The sequence below is a fragment of the Amycolatopsis japonica genome, assembly GCF_000732925.1.
GTDB lineage: Bacteria > Actinomycetota > Actinomycetes > Mycobacteriales > Pseudonocardiaceae > Amycolatopsis > Amycolatopsis japonica.
Genome location: NZ_CP008953.1, coordinates 3567768 through 3582981, shown reverse-complemented (window position 1 = coordinate 3582981; position 15214 = coordinate 3567768). Strand labels below are relative to the sequence as shown.

At 67.9% G+C, this 15214-nt stretch carries 11 protein-coding genes; 1 reads left to right on the top strand and 10 read right to left on the bottom strand.

Annotation, left to right across the window (positions count from 1 at the left end):
- Nucleotides 1-3: 3 nt before the first annotated feature.
- The 6 genes from AJAP_RS16780 to AJAP_RS16755 form a co-directional block, all read right to left on the bottom strand.
- Complete coding sequence (locus AJAP_RS16780; protein WP_038512642.1) at nt 4-891, bottom strand: 2-hydroxy-3-oxopropionate reductase; 888 nt, start codon at nt 889-891, stop codon at nt 4-6.
- On the bottom strand, nt 888-1715 hold the full coding sequence (locus AJAP_RS16775) for a hydroxypyruvate isomerase family protein (RefSeq protein ID WP_038512639.1): 828 nt from the start codon (nt 1713-1715) through the stop codon (nt 888-890). Before AJAP_RS16775 ends, AJAP_RS16780 begins: the two co-directional genes overlap by 4 nt.
- A gap of 229 nt (nt 1716-1944) precedes the next feature.
- Nucleotides 1945-2868 (bottom strand): 2Fe-2S iron-sulfur cluster-binding protein, encoded by a 924-nt coding sequence (locus AJAP_RS16770; protein WP_038512636.1) that lies wholly within the window; start codon nt 2866-2868, stop codon nt 1945-1947.
- On the bottom strand, nt 2865-4601 hold the full coding sequence (locus AJAP_RS16765; protein WP_038512633.1) for an NAD(P)H-dependent oxidoreductase subunit E: 1737 nt from the start codon (nt 4599-4601) through the stop codon (nt 2865-2867). Before AJAP_RS16765 ends, AJAP_RS16770 begins: the two co-directional genes overlap by 4 nt.
- Nucleotides 4602-4610: 9 nt before the next feature.
- The gene (locus tag AJAP_RS16760; RefSeq protein WP_038512629.1) at nt 4611-6530 is read right to left on the bottom strand and encodes a molybdopterin oxidoreductase family protein; all 1920 of its coding nucleotides are present in this window, start codon (nt 6528-6530) and stop codon (nt 4611-4613) included.
- Between the two features lie 14 nt (nt 6531-6544).
- A complete protein-coding gene (locus tag AJAP_RS16755) occupies nt 6545-7537 on the bottom strand; it encodes a 2-dehydropantoate 2-reductase (RefSeq protein ID WP_038512626.1) in 993 nt (330 codons plus the stop codon).
- 330 nt (nt 7538-7867) lie between these two features.
- Between AJAP_RS16755 and AJAP_RS16750 the strand changes: the two genes are divergently transcribed.
- Nucleotides 7868-8596 carry a GntR family transcriptional regulator gene (locus tag AJAP_RS16750; protein WP_038512623.1) on the top strand — a complete coding sequence of 243 codons (729 nt, stop codon included), beginning with the start codon at nt 7868-7870 and terminating at the stop codon, nt 8594-8596.
- Here AJAP_RS16750 and AJAP_RS16745 read toward each other — a convergent pair.
- The 4 genes from AJAP_RS16745 to AJAP_RS16730 are packed head-to-tail and all read right to left on the bottom strand — an operon-like array spanning nt 8593 to nt 15132.
- On the bottom strand, nt 8593-9981 hold the full coding sequence (locus tag AJAP_RS16745) for an OFA family MFS transporter (protein ID WP_038512620.1): 1389 nt from the start codon (nt 9979-9981) through the stop codon (nt 8593-8595). The genes AJAP_RS16750 and AJAP_RS16745 overlap by 4 nt on opposite strands.
- A 26-nt stretch (nt 9982-10007) precedes the next feature.
- The gene (locus AJAP_RS16740; protein WP_038512617.1) at nt 10008-12137 is read right to left on the bottom strand and encodes an acetate--CoA ligase family protein; all 2130 of its coding nucleotides are present in this window, start codon (nt 12135-12137) and stop codon (nt 10008-10010) included.
- A 9-nt stretch (nt 12138-12146) separates the two neighbouring features.
- Nucleotides 12147-13376, bottom strand: a complete 1230-nt coding sequence (gene frc / locus AJAP_RS16735; RefSeq protein WP_038512615.1) for a formyl-CoA transferase — start codon at nt 13374-13376, stop codon at nt 12147-12149.
- Nucleotides 13377-13392: 16 nt separating this feature from the next.
- On the bottom strand, nt 13393-15132 hold the full coding sequence (locus AJAP_RS16730) for a thiamine pyrophosphate-binding protein (protein ID WP_202965569.1): 1740 nt from the start codon (nt 15130-15132) through the stop codon (nt 13393-13395).
- Nucleotides 15133-15214 lie beyond the last annotated feature (82 nt).

Below are 15214 nucleotides of genomic sequence, written 5' to 3'. Positions count from 1 at the left end.
TCCTCACTCCTTGTTTTCCGCGCCGGACAGCGATTCGACGACCTTCAGCAGGGCGGAGTGGTCGAGCGAGCCGTGGCCCATCGCCCGTCCGGCGGCGACGAGCTGGGCGACCAGCCCGGTGAGCGGCAGCGCGACGTCGGCCTGCCTGGCGGCGGCGAGCGCGATGCCCATGTCCTTGTGGTGCAGATCGATCCGGAAGCCCGGCGCGAATTCCCGCGCCACCATGGACTTCCGCTTGAGTTCGAGGATCCGGCTGCCCGCCAGACCGCCCGCGAGGACGTCCAGGCCGACACCGGCGTCCACGCCCGAGGCTTCGAGCAGCACGATGGCTTCGGCGATCAGCGCGTACGTCCCGCCGACGACCAGCTGGTTCGCGGCTTTGACGACCTGGCCGGCACCGTGCGGACCGACGTGCACGATGGTCTTGCCGACCGCCTCCAGGATCGGGAGCCCGGCGGCGAAGTCGTCGTTCTCACCACCGACCATAATGGACAGTGACGCCTGCTCGGCTCCGGCCTGGCCGCCGGAAACGGGTGCGTCGAGCACCCTGATCTCGCGTTCCCCGGCCCGCTCGGCCACCTCGATGGAGGTCTCCGGCCGGATGGTGCTCATGTCGATGAGCAGCGTGCCCGGTTTCGCCGATTCCAGCACCCCGCCCGCCGCCAGCACGACAGCCTCGACCTGTGGGTGGTTCGGCAGCATGGTGATGACGACTTCCGCGTCCGCCACGGCGTCGGTCACCCCGTTCGCGGCCCGGCCGCCCGCGGCCTCCAGCCTCGCGAGCGCGTCCGCGTTCGTGTCGAATCCGCTCACCTCGTGGCCGGCGGCGACGAGATGTCCCGCCATCGGTCCGCCCATGATCCCCAGGCCGATGAATCCCAGCTTGGTCATGCCAGTCCCCTTCGTTCGAAAGGCAGCCACGACAGCGAATCCGCGCTCGGCCCGTCGGGTTTGTACTCCACGCCGACCTGCCCGCGGTAGCCCGCCGTCTGCAGCTTTTCCAGGTATCCCTCGATGTCCAGCGTTCCGGTCCCCGGCTGGTGGCGCCCTGGGGCATCGGCGATCTGCACATGGCCGATCCGTCCGGTGTGGACGGTCGTGACCGTGTCGAGGTCGTCACCGTTGACCGCCAGGTGGTACAGGTCGGCCAGCAGCTTCACGTTGTCCCGCCCGAGTTCGTCGAGCACCTTCAGTACGTCGTCCGCGGTCTTGAGCGGGTACTTCTCCGCCCCCGACAACGGCTCGAGGACGATCTCCGCGCCGATCCGCGCGGCCGCGTCCGACGCGAGCGCCAGATTCGACAAGCCGAGCTTGTCCTGCGCGGCCGGATCCGCGCCGTCGATCCGGTTGCCGTAGAGCGCGTTGAACCGGCGGCAGCCGAGCCGCTCGCCGAGGTCGATCGCGGAGGCGATGCCTCGGGCGAACTCGTCCTCGCGACCGGGCCAGGTGACCAGGCCACGATCACCACCCGCCATGTCGCCGGGGAAGAAGTTCAGCCCGGTCACCGCGACACCCGCCCGCTCGACCGACGCCACGAACGCGTCGACTTCGGCGGCGTCCGGCTCCGGCGTCTCGAACGGCCACCAGTACTCGACCGCGGTGAAGCCCGCCGCGCGCGCCGCCTCCGCACGGTCGAGCAGCGGCAACTCGGTGAAGACCAGCGACAGGTTCAGCACGTAGGGCAGTGCGTGTCGCGAACCGGCAAGATCAGCCATCGAAACCTCTGCAATTTCGCTCTGCGGAAACTTTCTTTCGTATATCGAGAATAGCCCGCTGACCTGTCCAGGTCAACGGGCGGTATACCGCCTACTGAGCGAAAGTCCGTGAAGGCCTCCTTGAGGGACTCTGGGTCCCTCAAGGAGGCCTTCACGGACTGGAACACAGGACGCGCGGCGTGATCAGGGACGTGACTCGCGTGAGTGCGGTGCCACGTCACCGTGAGGGTCAGCGGTTCTGGACGTGCTGCCACCCGAAGCGGCCCTTGATGCAGAGGTTCCCGTGGGTCACCGAACTCTCGTGGGGCGAGGTCACCTTGACGATCTCGTTGTCCTGGACGTGCAGCGTCAAGGAGCAGCCGACCCCGCAGAAGGTGCAGATGGTGGTCGTCGCGGTCTGCCGCGACTCGTCCCAGGTCCCGGCCTCACGCTTGTCGTGCTCGCGTTTGAAACTCAGCGCGCCGGTCGGGCAGACCTCGACGCAGTTTCCACAGTAGACACACGCGCTGTCCGGCAGCGGGTTCGCGAACTCCGTCGAGATCCGCGCGTCGAAACCGCGTCCCGCCATGGTGATGGCGAACGTGTTCTGCCATTGCTCGCCGCACGCGTCGACGCATTTGTAGCACTGGATGCATTTCCCGTAGTCGCGGACGTAGAGTTCGTTGTCCACCTTGACCGGCTGGCGCACGGTCGCCGCCGTCAGCCCGTCCGGGATCTCGTGCTCGCCGGGGCGGCGATCGTCGCGGTCGTCCGAAGCGGGCGCGGGCGGGCCGAAACGCTCGGGCTCCGCACCGCATTCGGCCATCCAGCCCGCGACATCGGGCGTGGTGGACAGATCCGTCGCCGATCCGAGGAGTTCGAGCACCACCTTGCGGCTGAGTCTCGTCCGGTCGGTCTCGGTCCGCACCACCATGCCCGGTTCCGCCTTGCGGGAGCAGGACGGCACGAGCGTGCGCGATCCCTCGACCTCCACCATGCAGACACGGCAAGCGTTCGCCGGTTCGAGGGTGTCGCCGAAGCAGAGCGTCGGGATGTCCTTGCCCGCCGCGGCGCAAGCGTCGAGGATCGTGGATCCTTCAGGGACCCGGACCGCCTCACCGTCCACAGTGAACTCGACGAGCCGCCGCGGGAGCCCCAATCCGACAATGGTCACGATCGCTCCTCCAGTGCGCCGAGCCGGTCGATCGCCGACTCGATGGCGTTCCAGGCGGTCTGGCCCAGTCCGCAGATGGACGAATCCCGCATCACCTGTCCGACTTCGCGCAGCAGCGCGAGGTCGTCGCCGCCGGTACCGAGCTTGCGGCCGCCGACGATCCGGTGCAGCGCCTCCTCCTGCCGCACGGTGCCGATCCGGCACGGCACGCATTGCCCGCACGACTCGTCCCGGAAGAACGCCGCGATCCGCACCAGGAACCCGCCGAGATCGGCTTGGTCGTCGAGCGCGAGCACGACCCCCGAACCGAGTGTGGCGCCCGCGGCACGCGCGTCCTCCATGGTGAGCGGCAAGGTGGTTTCGTCCGGGCGCACGAAACCACCCGCCGCGCCGCCGAGCAGGACGGCGCGCAACTCACGACCCTCCGGCACTCCCCCGGCCAGTTCGAGCAGTTCCCCCAGCGTCGTCCCGAACGGCACCTCGTACACGCCGGGACGCCGGACGTTGCCGGACAGGCAGAACAGCTTCGGCCCGGTCGAGCGTTCGGTCCCGATGCGACGGTAGGCCTCGCAGCCTTCAGTGAGGATCAGCGGGATGTTGACCAGGGTCTCCACGTTGTTCACCACCGTCGGCTTGCCGAACAATCCCTTCTCCACCGGGAAAGGCGGCTTCGACCTCGGCTCGCCGCGGTAGCCTTCGATCGAGTTGAAGATCGCCGTTTCCTCGCCACAGATGTAGGCGCCCGCCCCACGCCTGATCTCGATGTCGAACGAGAACCCTTGCCGCCCCATGATGTTTTCGCCCAGGAATCCACGTTCACGAGCCACGTCGATGGCGTTGCGCAGCGTCTTCAGCGCACGCGGATACTCGCCGCGCAGGTAGACGTACCCCTTCTGCGCCCCGATCGCGAACGCGGCGATCGTCATCGCTTCGACGAGCGCGAACGGGTCCCCCTCGATCAGCACGCGGTCCTTGAACGTGCCCGGTTCGCTCTCGTCGGCGTTGCACACCAGGTACCGGGTCCGTTCGGGCTGCCGGGCGGCGGCGTCCCATTTCCGGCCCGTCGGGAACGCCGCTCCACCCCGGCCCATCAGCCCCGAATCGGTCACTTCGCGGATGACCCCGGCCGGCCCGAGCAGCAACGCGTTCCTCAACGCCGCGTAGCCGCCCGCCGCACGATAGGCGTCCAGGCTTTCGGGCTCGACGACGCCGACGCGGCGCAGCAGGCGCAGGCCCGGTCCCCCTTGCTGCGGAACGGAAACCGGGGCTTCCTCCCAAGTGGACGGTTCGCGGGTGATTTCGCTTGGCGTGGCCGGCGCGAGCAGCCGTCCCTCCGCGGGATCACCCGCCTCGAAGGCCAGCGCCGCCGGAGCGCGTTCGCAGACACCCAGGCACGGGCTGCGATGCCAACCGATTCCCGCCGCGTCGAAGGCTTCGGTCACCGCCTCCGCACCGTTGACGCGGCAGGCCAGATCCGTGCAGACGTGGACCACGCGCGGCGGCCGTTCCTTGAGCGAGAACAACGCGTAGAAGCTCGCGACGCCATAGGCTTCCGCCGGCGGCACGTTCAGCCGTCGGCAGATGTGGTTCAACGCTCCCTGACTGATCCAACCGACCCGGTCGTTCACGGCGTGCAACGCGGGAAGCAGCTGATCGCGGCTTCCGGCTCCGAGCGCGTCGACCGCGTGCCGTTCGGCGTCCGTCGGTTCGGCGTTCAGGAAACGCAGGTCCATTCCGGCTCCTCACACGGTGACGGGCAGCTTCTCGACCCGGATCGCGGCGGCCTTGTACTCGGCCGTGCCCGCGACCGGACAGGTCGCCTCGATGGTGATGACGTTGACGTCGATCTCGTCCGGGAAGTGGAAGGTCATGAACGCCAGGCCCGGACGCAGCCCCTCGTCGATCCGGACCGGTGCCTCGATCTCGCCGCGCCGGGACGAGATCCGCACGACCTCGTCCTCGACGACCCCGAGCCGCACCGCGTCCGCCGGACACAGGTCGAGGGTCTCCCCTCGGCGCAGCGGCGAGGGGAACCCGCCGGATTGGACGCCGGTGTTGTAGGAGTCCAGCCGCCGTCCGGTGGTCAGCCGGATCGGGAAGTCCTCGGTGAGCAGATCCACCGGCGGGCTGTGGGCGATCACGGTGAACGGTGCCGGTCGGCCGCGTTTCGCGGGATCCTCCTCCCAGAGCCTGCCATGCAGGAACGTCGGTTCGAGCTCGTCCTCCCGGTAACAGGGCCACTGGATGCCGCCGAGTTCCTCCAGACGTGCGTAGCTCATCCCGGCGTGCATCGGCGACAACGTCCGGAGTTCGTTCCAGACGTCCTCGCCGCCCTGGTAGTTCCAGTCGTGGCCGAGCCGGCGGGCGAGTTCGCACAGCAACTGGATGTCGTCGCGCGCGCCCTCCGGCGGTTCGAGCGCCTTGCGGACTCGCTGGACCCGGCGTTCGCTGTTGGTGAAGGTGCCGTCCGATTCGCACCACGCGGCCGAAGCGGGCAGCACGACATCCGCCAGCTGAGCCGTCTTGGTGAGGAAGATGTCCTGCACCACCAGATGCTCCACATTGGACAGACGTTTGATCGTGTGCTCGCAGTCCGCTTCCGACTGGACCGGGTTCTCCCCGATGATGTACACGCAGGTCAGGTCGCCGCGTTCCATCGCGTCGAGCATCTGCGTGAGGTTGAGTCCCTTGTGCGGCGGGATGTTCGAACCCCAAGCGGCGTCGAATTTCGCCCGGACGTCCGCGTCGAGGATGTTCTGGAATCCCGGCATCCGGTCCGGGATGGCGCCCATGTCGCCGCCGCCCTGGACGTTGTTCTGCCCGCGCAACGGGTTGAGCCCCGCGCCGTACCGGCCGACGTGGCCGGCCAGCAGCGCGAGATTGATCAGGGACAGGACGTTGTCGGTGCCGTTGTGGTGCTCGGTGATCCCGAGCGTCCACGACAGCTGACCGCGGTCGGCGCGGGCGTAGGTGTGCGCGAGTTCGCGGATCAGCTCGGCCGGGACGCCGGTCGTCTCCTCGGCGGCTTCGAGCGTCCACGGCTCGACGGAGGCCGCGAACTCGGCGAAACCTTCGGTGGCCCGTTCGATGAAGGCGGTATTGGCCAGTCCGGAGTGGATGATCTCGCGGGCGATCGCGTGAGCCAGCGGGATGTCCGTGCCGACGTACAACTGGAGCCGCCGGTGCGCCCAGCTCGCGGTGCTGGTCCGGCGCGGGTCGATCACGAACAGTTTCGCGCCGCGGTGGACGGCCTTGAGCACGTGCTGGAAGAAGATCGGGTGGGCTTCGCGGGGGTTGCCGCCCCAGACGACGATGACGTCGGCGTCCTCGATCTCCTGATACGACGACGTCCCGCCGCCGCTGTCGAACACGCGCGCCAGCCCGGCGACACTCGGCGCGTGGCAGGTGCGGTTGCACGAGTCGACGTTGTTGGTGCCGATCACCGCACGCGTGAACTTCTGCGCGACGTAGTTCATCTCGTTGGTCGCCCTGGCACAGGAGAACATGCCGAAGGCTTCGGGTCCCTTGGTGTCGAGCGTCCGCCGGAACCCGGCGGCGGCGCGCTCCAGCGCCTCTTCCCAGCTCGCCGGGCGCAGCTCGCCCGAATCGCGGACCAGCGGCCGGGTGAGCCGGACGTACGGCTCGGTGTTCTTGCGCTTCATCGGGTTCCTCCGATTCAGTGCGCTCCGACGGGAACGGCGTTCGCGGTCTGCCCGAGCAGGCCGATCGCGGCGTGGACGTGGCGCAGCGCGGGAGCGGGCACGCCGGTCAGCTCCGCGAGCTCGACGACGGCGCCGATGATCGCGTCGATCTCCAGCGGCTTGCCCGCTTCGAGGTCCTGCAGCATCGACGTCTTGTGGTGGCCGACGCGCCAGGCGCCGTTGATGCGTTTCTCGACCGAAACCTGGGGATCGCTGCCCGCGGCACGGGCGATCGCGAGGGTCTCGTTCATCATCGCGGCGACGAGCTCGCGGGTGTCCGGATGCTCGCACATTTGGACCATGGTCGCCCTGGTCAGCGCGCTGAGCGGGTTGAAGGCGACGTTGCCCATGAGCTTGACCCAGATCTCGTCGCGCAGGTCGAGTTCGACGGGCGCCTTCAGCCCACCGGCGATCATCGCGTCGGCGAGAGCCGCACATCGGGACGTGACGCCGCCTTTCGGCTCTCCCAAAGCGAAGCGGGTCCCTTCGAGATGCCGGATCACGCCCGGTTCCTCGATCACCGTCGAGCAGTAGACGACGCAGCCGATCGCGCGGCGCAGTTCGAGGACCTCGCTCACCGCGCCCCCGGGGTCGACCGTCTCGATGCGGCGGTTCTCCAGCGGATGTCCGGCCAGACCGTGGAAGTACCACCACGGGATCCCGTTCTGCGCGGCCACGATCGCGGTGTCCTTACCCAGCAACGGCGCGATCAGCGGGCCGCAGGAGGCGTACGAATTCGCCTTCAGGCCGAGGAAGACGAAGTCGACGGGGCCGACTTTCGCCGGATCGTCGGTGACGTGCGGGTGGACGGTGAAGTTCCCGCGCGGGCTGAGCACCCGCACGCCGTGCGCGCGCATCGCTTCGCCGTGCGCCCGTCTCGCGATGAGGTGGACCTCCGCCCCGCCTCGGTGGAGCGCGGCGCCGGCGTACGCGCCGATCGCCCCCGCGCCCAGAACAGCGACCTTCATGACGTGCCTCCCGCTCAGCCGAAGACCAGATTGCATACAGTATCCTGTAGATGGTCGGCATGTCACGCCCCTTCCCGCATTTCGTCCTCTGAATGCGGGCTGCCTCAAGCCGGAACTCGCGTGCTTCCAGGCGCATCACGCGTGATTGGGGACGGAAGACTCGGTCTCGCGCGTGTTCCGCCTCCAATCACGCGAGTTCGGTCTTCAAGCACGCGTGTTCCGTGTAGGAGGCCCGCATTTAGAGGACGAAATGCGGAGTGGAGCGGGGAATGTCGGGATTTTGCATACCAAAACCTGTATCCTGAACCGGACGAGTCATCCGGAGGTCCTGTGAGCCAGCCCGTTTCGCCCCTGCCCGACCGCGGCCCCACCGGTCGCCGCGCCAAGGGCACGCTCGACCCGGCGACGGCCAAACGCGTCGAGCGGCCCGCTCCCCTGCGCCAGGTCGTCTACGACGCACTCGCGGAGCTGATCATCAACCGGACCCTCGAACCCGGCCAGCACCTGGTCGAGGCGGACCTCGCCGAGTACCTGGGCGTCAGCAGGCAGCCGGTCCGCGAGGCGTTGCAGCGTCTGCAGAGCGAGGGCTGGGTCGACCTCCGTCCCGCGCAGGGCGCCTTCGTACACATGCCCACCGACGAGGAAGCCGATCAACTGCTCAGCGTGCGCACCGTGCTGGAGGCGCACTCCGCCCGGCTCGCCGCCGACAGGGCCGGCGGCGAAGACGTCGAACGCTTGTGGGAACTGCAGAAGACCGGGCTGGAGGCGTTGGCCGCCGACGACACCGAAGGCCTCGTCGCGGCCAACGCCGCGCTCCACGCGTTCATCACCGAACTGTCCGGCAACGCCGTCCTCGCCGAGATGATCGGCATGGTCGACCGCCGCGTCCGCTGGTACTACACCCCGATCGCCCGTCCTCGCAGCCACGACGCGTGGCAGGAACACGAGGACCTGATCAAGGCCATCGCCGCCGGTGACCCCGTCGCCGCCGAACGGATCATGAACCAGCACACCGAGCGCACCCGGCAGGCCTTCCACGAACGCCCGAAAGAGGACTAAGCGGGATTCAGTTCCTGCTCACGCCTCGGCGTCCGCGTCCGCGAACGCCCCGGCTGCCGGAGGAACAGACTGAGCGCGGCCGCGAGCAGACTCGTCCCGCCCGCGAGGAAGAACGCGCCGCCGTAACCCCAGGCCACCACGACCATCGCGCCGACGCCGGAGCCGACCAGGCCCGAGATCAGCTTCGAACTGTAGACCAGGCCGTAGTTGCTGGCGTTGTTGTTCTCGCCGTAGAAGTCCGCCGTCATCGCCGCGAACAGCGGGAAGATCGCGCCGCCGCCGAAGCCGGAGACCATCGAGGCCAGCAGGAACAGCGGCATGCTGCCGATCGAGCCGGACAGGTACACCGCGACCTGCGCGAGGCCGAGCACCACGCAGACCATGAACAGGGTCTGACGCCGCCCGTAGCGGTCGGAGATCCAGCCGATCACGCCGCGGCCGGTACCGTTGATGATCGCCTTCAGGCTCATCGCCAGCGCGACGATGCCGCCCGCGAAACCCATCTCGTTGCCGAACGGGACCTGCATCGCGATGCCGAAGATGTTCACCCCGGCCGTGCACAGCAGGCAGAACCACATCAGCGGCAGCATGCCGGTCCTGAGCGCCTCCTTCGGCGTGTACTGCTTCACCGCCGGCGGATTCTTCTGCAGGGAACGGCGGACACGGGGATCGTCGGACACTTTCAGCGGATCGACGTGCGCGGGCCACCAGTTCTTCGGCGGATCCTGGAAGTAGAAGCCGCTCACCCCGACCACCGCCGCCAGGAAGAGGCCGACCACGAGCAGGACACCCGAGAAGTTGGAAAGGTCCATATAGGAGGTGAAGAGGAAGATGAACGGCACCGAACCGTAGGCGAAACCGCCGTTGACGAAGCCCGTCTTGCCGCCCCGGCGCTCCGGATACCACTTCCCCACCATGTTGACGCAGGTCGCGTACACCAGCCCGGCCCCGCCACCGCCGAAGAACCCGAAGCCCAGATACGCCCAGATCTCGCTGGGCGCGTAGGCGAGCGAAAGGTACGCGAGCAGGGTGCCCACCGCACCCAGCAGCATCGCCGCCTTGGCGGGCAAGGTCCCGTTCTCCCGCATCTTCCCCGCCGGGAAGGCGACGATCGCCTGGAAGAACACCCAGACCCCGAGCAGCCAGAAGATGGTGGCGCCGTGCCAGCCGTGTGCGGCCGACAGCGTCTCCTCCGCCGACGTGAACGCGTATTCCGACGAACTGATGGCCATCATGGCGACCCACGGCAGGATCACCATCGTCCATCGTGGACGGCCCATGATGTCGCGATCGGTTTCGCCGACGCGATAGATCCGGCCGTTCGAATCGATTACTTCCTTGTACGCTCCGGGTGGTTGAGCCGCGGTCGATGACGTCACTGTCATTCTCCTTGGTCGGTTTGGTTCCGGAATCAGCCGAGCAGTCCCGCGGAACGTGCCCAGCGATACTTCGCACCGAGCACGGCCACCGGTTTCTCCGTCGTGTAGGGATAGGCGACGACACCGTGCTCGTACAGAAAACTGCTGGCCTGTTCGACCTCGACATCGCCTGCCAGCGAGGCGACGACGGGCTTGTGGATCCCCTTCGCCCGATATTCGGAAACGACTTCCGAAACCAGTTCCGCGAAGATCATCGGCGGGGTGACGATAGTATGCCAATAGCCGAGGATCAAGGCATGGATTCGCTCGTCCGCCAAACCGAGCGCGATCGTGTTCCGGTAGGTGGTAGGTGGTTCGCCGCCGGTTATATCCACCGGGTTGCCCGCGGCGCCGAACGGCGGGATGAATTCCCGGAACGACGCGTCGAGATCGGGCGGGATCTCCATGAGATTCAGCCCGTTGTCCACACAGGCATCCGAGAGCAGGACACCGGAGCCGCCCGCGCCGGTGATGATCACGACGTTCTCACCTTTCGGCGTCGGCAGCAACGGAATGCCGCGCGCGTATTCGAGAAGATCGTTGAGGCCGGGCGCCCGGATGACCCCGCTTTGGCGCAGGATGTCGTCGTAGACCTTGTCGTCCCCCGCCAGCGCGCCGGTGTGCGAGCTCGCCGCTTTCGCGCCTTGGGAAGTGCGGCCCGCTTTGAGGACGACGACCGGTTTCCGCACCGAAACCCGTTTCGCCGTTTCCGCGAACGATCGCCCGTCTTTCAGATCTTCGAGATGCATGGCGATCAGGTCGGTGTTTTCATCGTGTTCGAAGAAGGTGAGCAGATCGTCCTCGTCGATATCGGCTTTGTTGCCGACTCCGACTATCGACGACACGCCCATTTTCGCCGACCGGCTGAAGCCGAGGATGGCCATCCCGATGCCGCCGCTCTGCGAGGAGAGCGCGACACCGCCCTTGACGTCGTACGGCGTGCAGAACGTCGCCGAAAGGTTCTCCGGTGTGTAGTAGTAGCCGTAGATGTTGGGGCCGAGGATCCGGACGCCGTGCTCGCGCGCGATCGCGACGACCTGGTCCTGGAGTTCGATGTTGCCGGTCTCGCCGAATCCGGACGGGATCAGGATCGCCCCGGCCACCCCTTTGCGGCCCGCTTCCTCCAGCGCGGCGGGGACGAATTTGGCGGGGATGGCGAACACCGCGACGTCGACGTCGCCCGGAACGTCGGAAATGCTCGGATAGGCCTTGCGGTCGAGGATCTCGGCGGCCTTGGGGTTGATGGGATGGATCTCCCCCGCGAACCCGCCGTTGACGAGGTTCTTCATCACCGAGTTGCCGATCTTGCCCGCCTCGGCCGACGCGCCGATGACGGCGATCGACGCCGGCTTCATGATCCGGGTCATCGACGCCAGGATCTCCTCCTGGCTGAACCTCATGGGCTCGCGCGCCGCTTCGGGATCCACCAGGATCCGGACGTCCACCGCGGTGGCGCCGTCGGGTGTGGCCAGCACCGGGTTGAGGTCGACCTCGGCCAGTTGCGGGAAGTCGGTGACCAAGGTGCCGACGCGCGTGAGCACGTCGGCCAGCGCGTCCCGGCTCACCGGCTCCGCACCGCGGACGCCGCGCAGGATCTCCGCGGCCGCGATGCCGTCGATCATCGAGAACGCCTCGTCACGGTCGAGCGGAGCGAGCCGGAACGTGACGTCCTTGAGCACCTCGACCAGCACTCCGCCGAGGCCGAAGGCGACGATCTTGCCGAAGGTGGTGTCGGTGGTGGCGCCGACGATCACCTCCTGGCCGCTGCTGAGCATCCGCTGCACCTGCACGCCGGTGATCTCGGCGTCGGCGTCGTACGCCTCGGCGTTGGCGACGATGGTCCGGAAGCCGTCCGCCACCGCGTCGGCGGTCGCGAGGCCGACCAGCACCCCACCGGCCTCCGTCTTGTGGAGGATGTCCGGTGACACGATCTTCAGTACCACGGGGAGGCCGATCTCCTCCGCCTGTGCGACGGCCTCCTCTGCGGTGGTGGCCAGCCGTTCCGCCGGGGTCGGGATCCCGTAGGCCTCGCACACCTGGCGGCCTTCCGGCGCGGTGAGCGAGGTTCGCCCCTCGGCGGCGACCTTCTCGAGGATCTTCTCGACGATCTCTTTGTCTGCCATGCGTTCTCCTCAGATCACGCCGGCCGCGCGCAGCCGGTCCAGGTCGTCCGCGCCGTAGCCGAGTTCGCCGAAGACCTCGGCGTTGTGCTCGCCGAGCAGCGGCGAGCGTTCGACCTCGACCGGCGAATCCGACAGTTTCAGCGGGCAGCCCACGGTCTTGAAGGCACCGCGTTCGGGATGGTCGACTTCGACGACCGAGCCGAGCTCGGCCAAGGTGGCGTCCTCGGCGAGCTCCCTGGTGGACAGGATCGGACCGCAGGGGATGTTGTGGGCGTTGAGCGCCTCCATCACCTCCCATTTGGTGTGCTTCTCGGTCCACTCCTCGATCATCGAGAATGCCTTGTCCAATTTGGACAGACGCGCCTCCGGGGTGGCCCAGTCCGGATCCTCGGCCAGTTCGGGTTTGCCGATCAGCCGGGTGATCGGCTGCCAGCCGACCGGCTGGATGATCACGTAGATGTAGTCGTTCGGTCCGCCCGGCGCGCATTTCACCGCCCAGCCCGGCTGACCACCACCGGACGCGTTGCCCGAACGCGGGACCTCGTCGCCGAAGACGTCGTTCGGATACTCGTTGAGCGGGCCGTGCGCGAGCCGTTGCTGGTCACGGAGCTTGACCCGGCAGAGGTTCAGCACGGCGTCCTGCATCGCGACCTGGACCCGCTGCCCGCGACCGGTGTTCGTCCGCTGGTAGAGCGCGGCCAGGATCGCGGCGACCAGGTGGATCCCCGTGCCCGAGTCCCCGATCTGCGCGCCGGTCGCGGTCGGCGGGCCGTCCTCGAAGCCGGTGGTGCTCATCGCGCCGCCCATCGCCTGCGCGATGACCTCGTAGGCCTTGAAGTCCGCGTACCGGCCGGGCCCGAAGCCCTTGATCGAGGCGTAGATCAGCCGCGGGTTCAGCTCCGCCAGCCGTTCCCACGGGTAGCCGAACCGGTCGACCACGCCGGGCCCGAAGTTCTCCACCAGGACGTCCACACTGGACACGAGCTGGTCGAAGACCTGCTTTCCCTGCTCGCTCTTCATGTTCAGGGTGATGCTGCGTTTGTTGGCGTTGAGCATCGTGAAGTAGAGGCTGTCCACCCCGGGCAGGTCCCGGAGCTGGCCGCGGGTGATGTCGCCGCGGCCGGGGGTCTCCAGTTTGATCACGTCCGCGCCGAGCCAGGCCAGGATCTGCGTGGACGAGGGTCCTGATTGGACATGCGTCATGTCGAGGACGCGGACGCCGTCGAGTGCCTTTCCCATCGGTGATCCCTCCCGGCTACTTGTACATGGTCTGGTTCATGGTTCCGGGCGCGTACACGTCCGGGTCGATCCAAACGTTGATCAGCGAAGGCTTTCCGGACTCGCGGGCCCGCAGCAGCGCCGGGCCGATGTCTGCGGGGTCGCGCACGGCCTCGCCGTGCCCGCCGAGCATCCGGGCGAATTCGTCGTAGGGGACGTCGCCGAGTGTGTTGCCGACACGTTCCCGGCCGAGGCCGTACTTCGCCGCCTGGCCGTACCGGATCTGGTTCATCGAGGAGTTGTTGCCGACGATGCCGACGAACGGCAGGTTGAAACGCACCAAGGTTTCGAAGTCCCAGCCGGTCAGGCTGAACGCGCCGTCGCCGAAGAGGGCGACGACCTCCTTCTCCGGCCGCGCGTGCTTCGCGGCGAGGACGAACGGGATCCCGACGCCGAGTGTGCCGAGCGGCCCGGGGTCCATCCAATGTCCCGGCGACTTCGGCTGGACGACCTGGCCGGAGAACGTCACGATGTCGCCGCCGTCGCCGATGTAGAGCGAATCCTCGGTGAGGAATTCGTTGATCTCGTGCACCAGCCGGTACGGGTGGATCGGGCTCGCGTCGGAATGCTGCAGCGGCAGGCGCTTCTGTTTCGCCTTCGCCTCCACGTCCTGCAGTTCTTCCAACCAGACCTTGCGCGCGACGGCACCGTTGTCGACTCGCCCGGTGGCCGCCTCCGCGACCGCGGCCAGCACTTGACCCGCGTCGCCGACGATGCCGAGGTCGACGTCCCGGTTCTTCCCGACGGTGCGGTAGTCGAGGTCGATCTGCACGACGGTCGCGTCCGGCGAGAGCCGTTTGCCGTAGCCCATCCGGAAGTCGAACGGCGTGCCGACGATGACGATCACGTCGGCGTTGTCGAAGGCGTACCGGCGCGAGAGCTGGAAGTGGTGCGGATCGCCGGGCGGCAGCGTGCCGCGGCCGGCGCCGTTCATGTACGCCGGGATGTTCAGCCCGTGCACCAGCTCGGTCGCCGGTCCGGTGGCACGGGTCGTCCACACCTGGCTGCCGAGCAGGATGGCCGGCTTCTTCGCGTGGACCAGCAGGTCCGCGAGTTTCTCGATGTCGGCCGGGTCGCCGGCGTTCCGGGTGGACGCCCGGTAGCGGCCCTCGGTGGGGATCCGCGCCTTGTCCACCGGGACCTTCGCGTCGAGGACGTCCCTGGGAATCTCCAAAAAGGACGGACCGGGCGCGCCGTGGTAGCACTCGCGGAACGCCATCGAGACCAGATCCGCGACCCGCGCGGTATGCGGGACGGTCGCGGAGAACTTGGTGATCGGCGCCATCATGTCGACGTGCGGGAGATCCTGCAGTGAGCCCATCTTGTGCTGCGTCAGCGCTCCTTGCCCGCCGATGAGCAGCATGGGGCTCTCGGCGCGCAGCGCGTTCGCGACACCGGTGACGGCGTCCGTGGTCCCCGGCCCCGCGGTGACGACCGCGCAGCCGGGACGGCCGGTGATCCGCGCGTAGCCGTCGGCCGCGTGCGCCGCGACCTGCTCGTGCCGGACGTCGATGACTTCGATGCCCTCGTCGACGCAGCCGTCGTAGATGTCGATGATGTGCCCGCCGCACAACGTGAAGATCGTGTCGACGCCCTCCGCCTTGAGCGCCTTGGCCACCAGGTGGCCGCCGGAGATCAGGTCCGGGGCGGGTTCGGAACCGTTGGTGGTGGCCTTCGTCGCGGTGTCCCCCGCAGCGGTGCCGGTCGTTGGCGCCATCGTTCAACTCCTCTTTCTCGCACGCCGGACCTCTCTGATCCGTGCGCTCGTTTCCGGATCTGCTCCGTCCGCCCGCCCCTGC

Coding starts and splice junctions, on each gene's coding strand:
- AJAP_RS16765 (WP_038512633.1), bottom strand. CDS start 4,601: ATGGACCTGCGTTTCCTGAACGCCGAACCGACGGACGCCGAACGGCAC.
- AJAP_RS16755 (WP_038512626.1), bottom strand. CDS start 7,537: ATGAAGGTCGCTGTTCTGGGCGCGGGGGCGATCGGCGCGTACGCCGGC.
- AJAP_RS16745 (WP_038512620.1), bottom strand. CDS start 9,981: ATGACAGTGACGTCATCGACCGCGGCTCAACCACCCGGAGCGTACAAG.
- AJAP_RS16780 (WP_038512642.1), bottom strand. CDS start 891: ATGACCAAGCTGGGATTCATCGGCCTGGGGATCATGGGCGGACCGATG.
- AJAP_RS16730 (WP_202965569.1), bottom strand. CDS start 15,132: ATGGCGCCAACGACCGGCACCGCTGCGGGGGACACCGCGACGAAGGCC.
- AJAP_RS16760 (WP_038512629.1), bottom strand. CDS start 6,530: ATGAAGCGCAAGAACACCGAGCCGTACGTCCGGCTCACCCGGCCGCTG.
- frc (WP_038512615.1), bottom strand. CDS start 13,376: ATGGGAAAGGCACTCGACGGCGTCCGCGTCCTCGACATGACGCATGTC.
- AJAP_RS16775 (WP_038512639.1), bottom strand. CDS start 1,715: ATGGCTGATCTTGCCGGTTCGCGACACGCACTGCCCTACGTGCTGAAC.
- AJAP_RS16740 (WP_038512617.1), bottom strand. CDS start 12,137: ATGGCAGACAAAGAGATCGTCGAGAAGATCCTCGAGAAGGTCGCCGCC.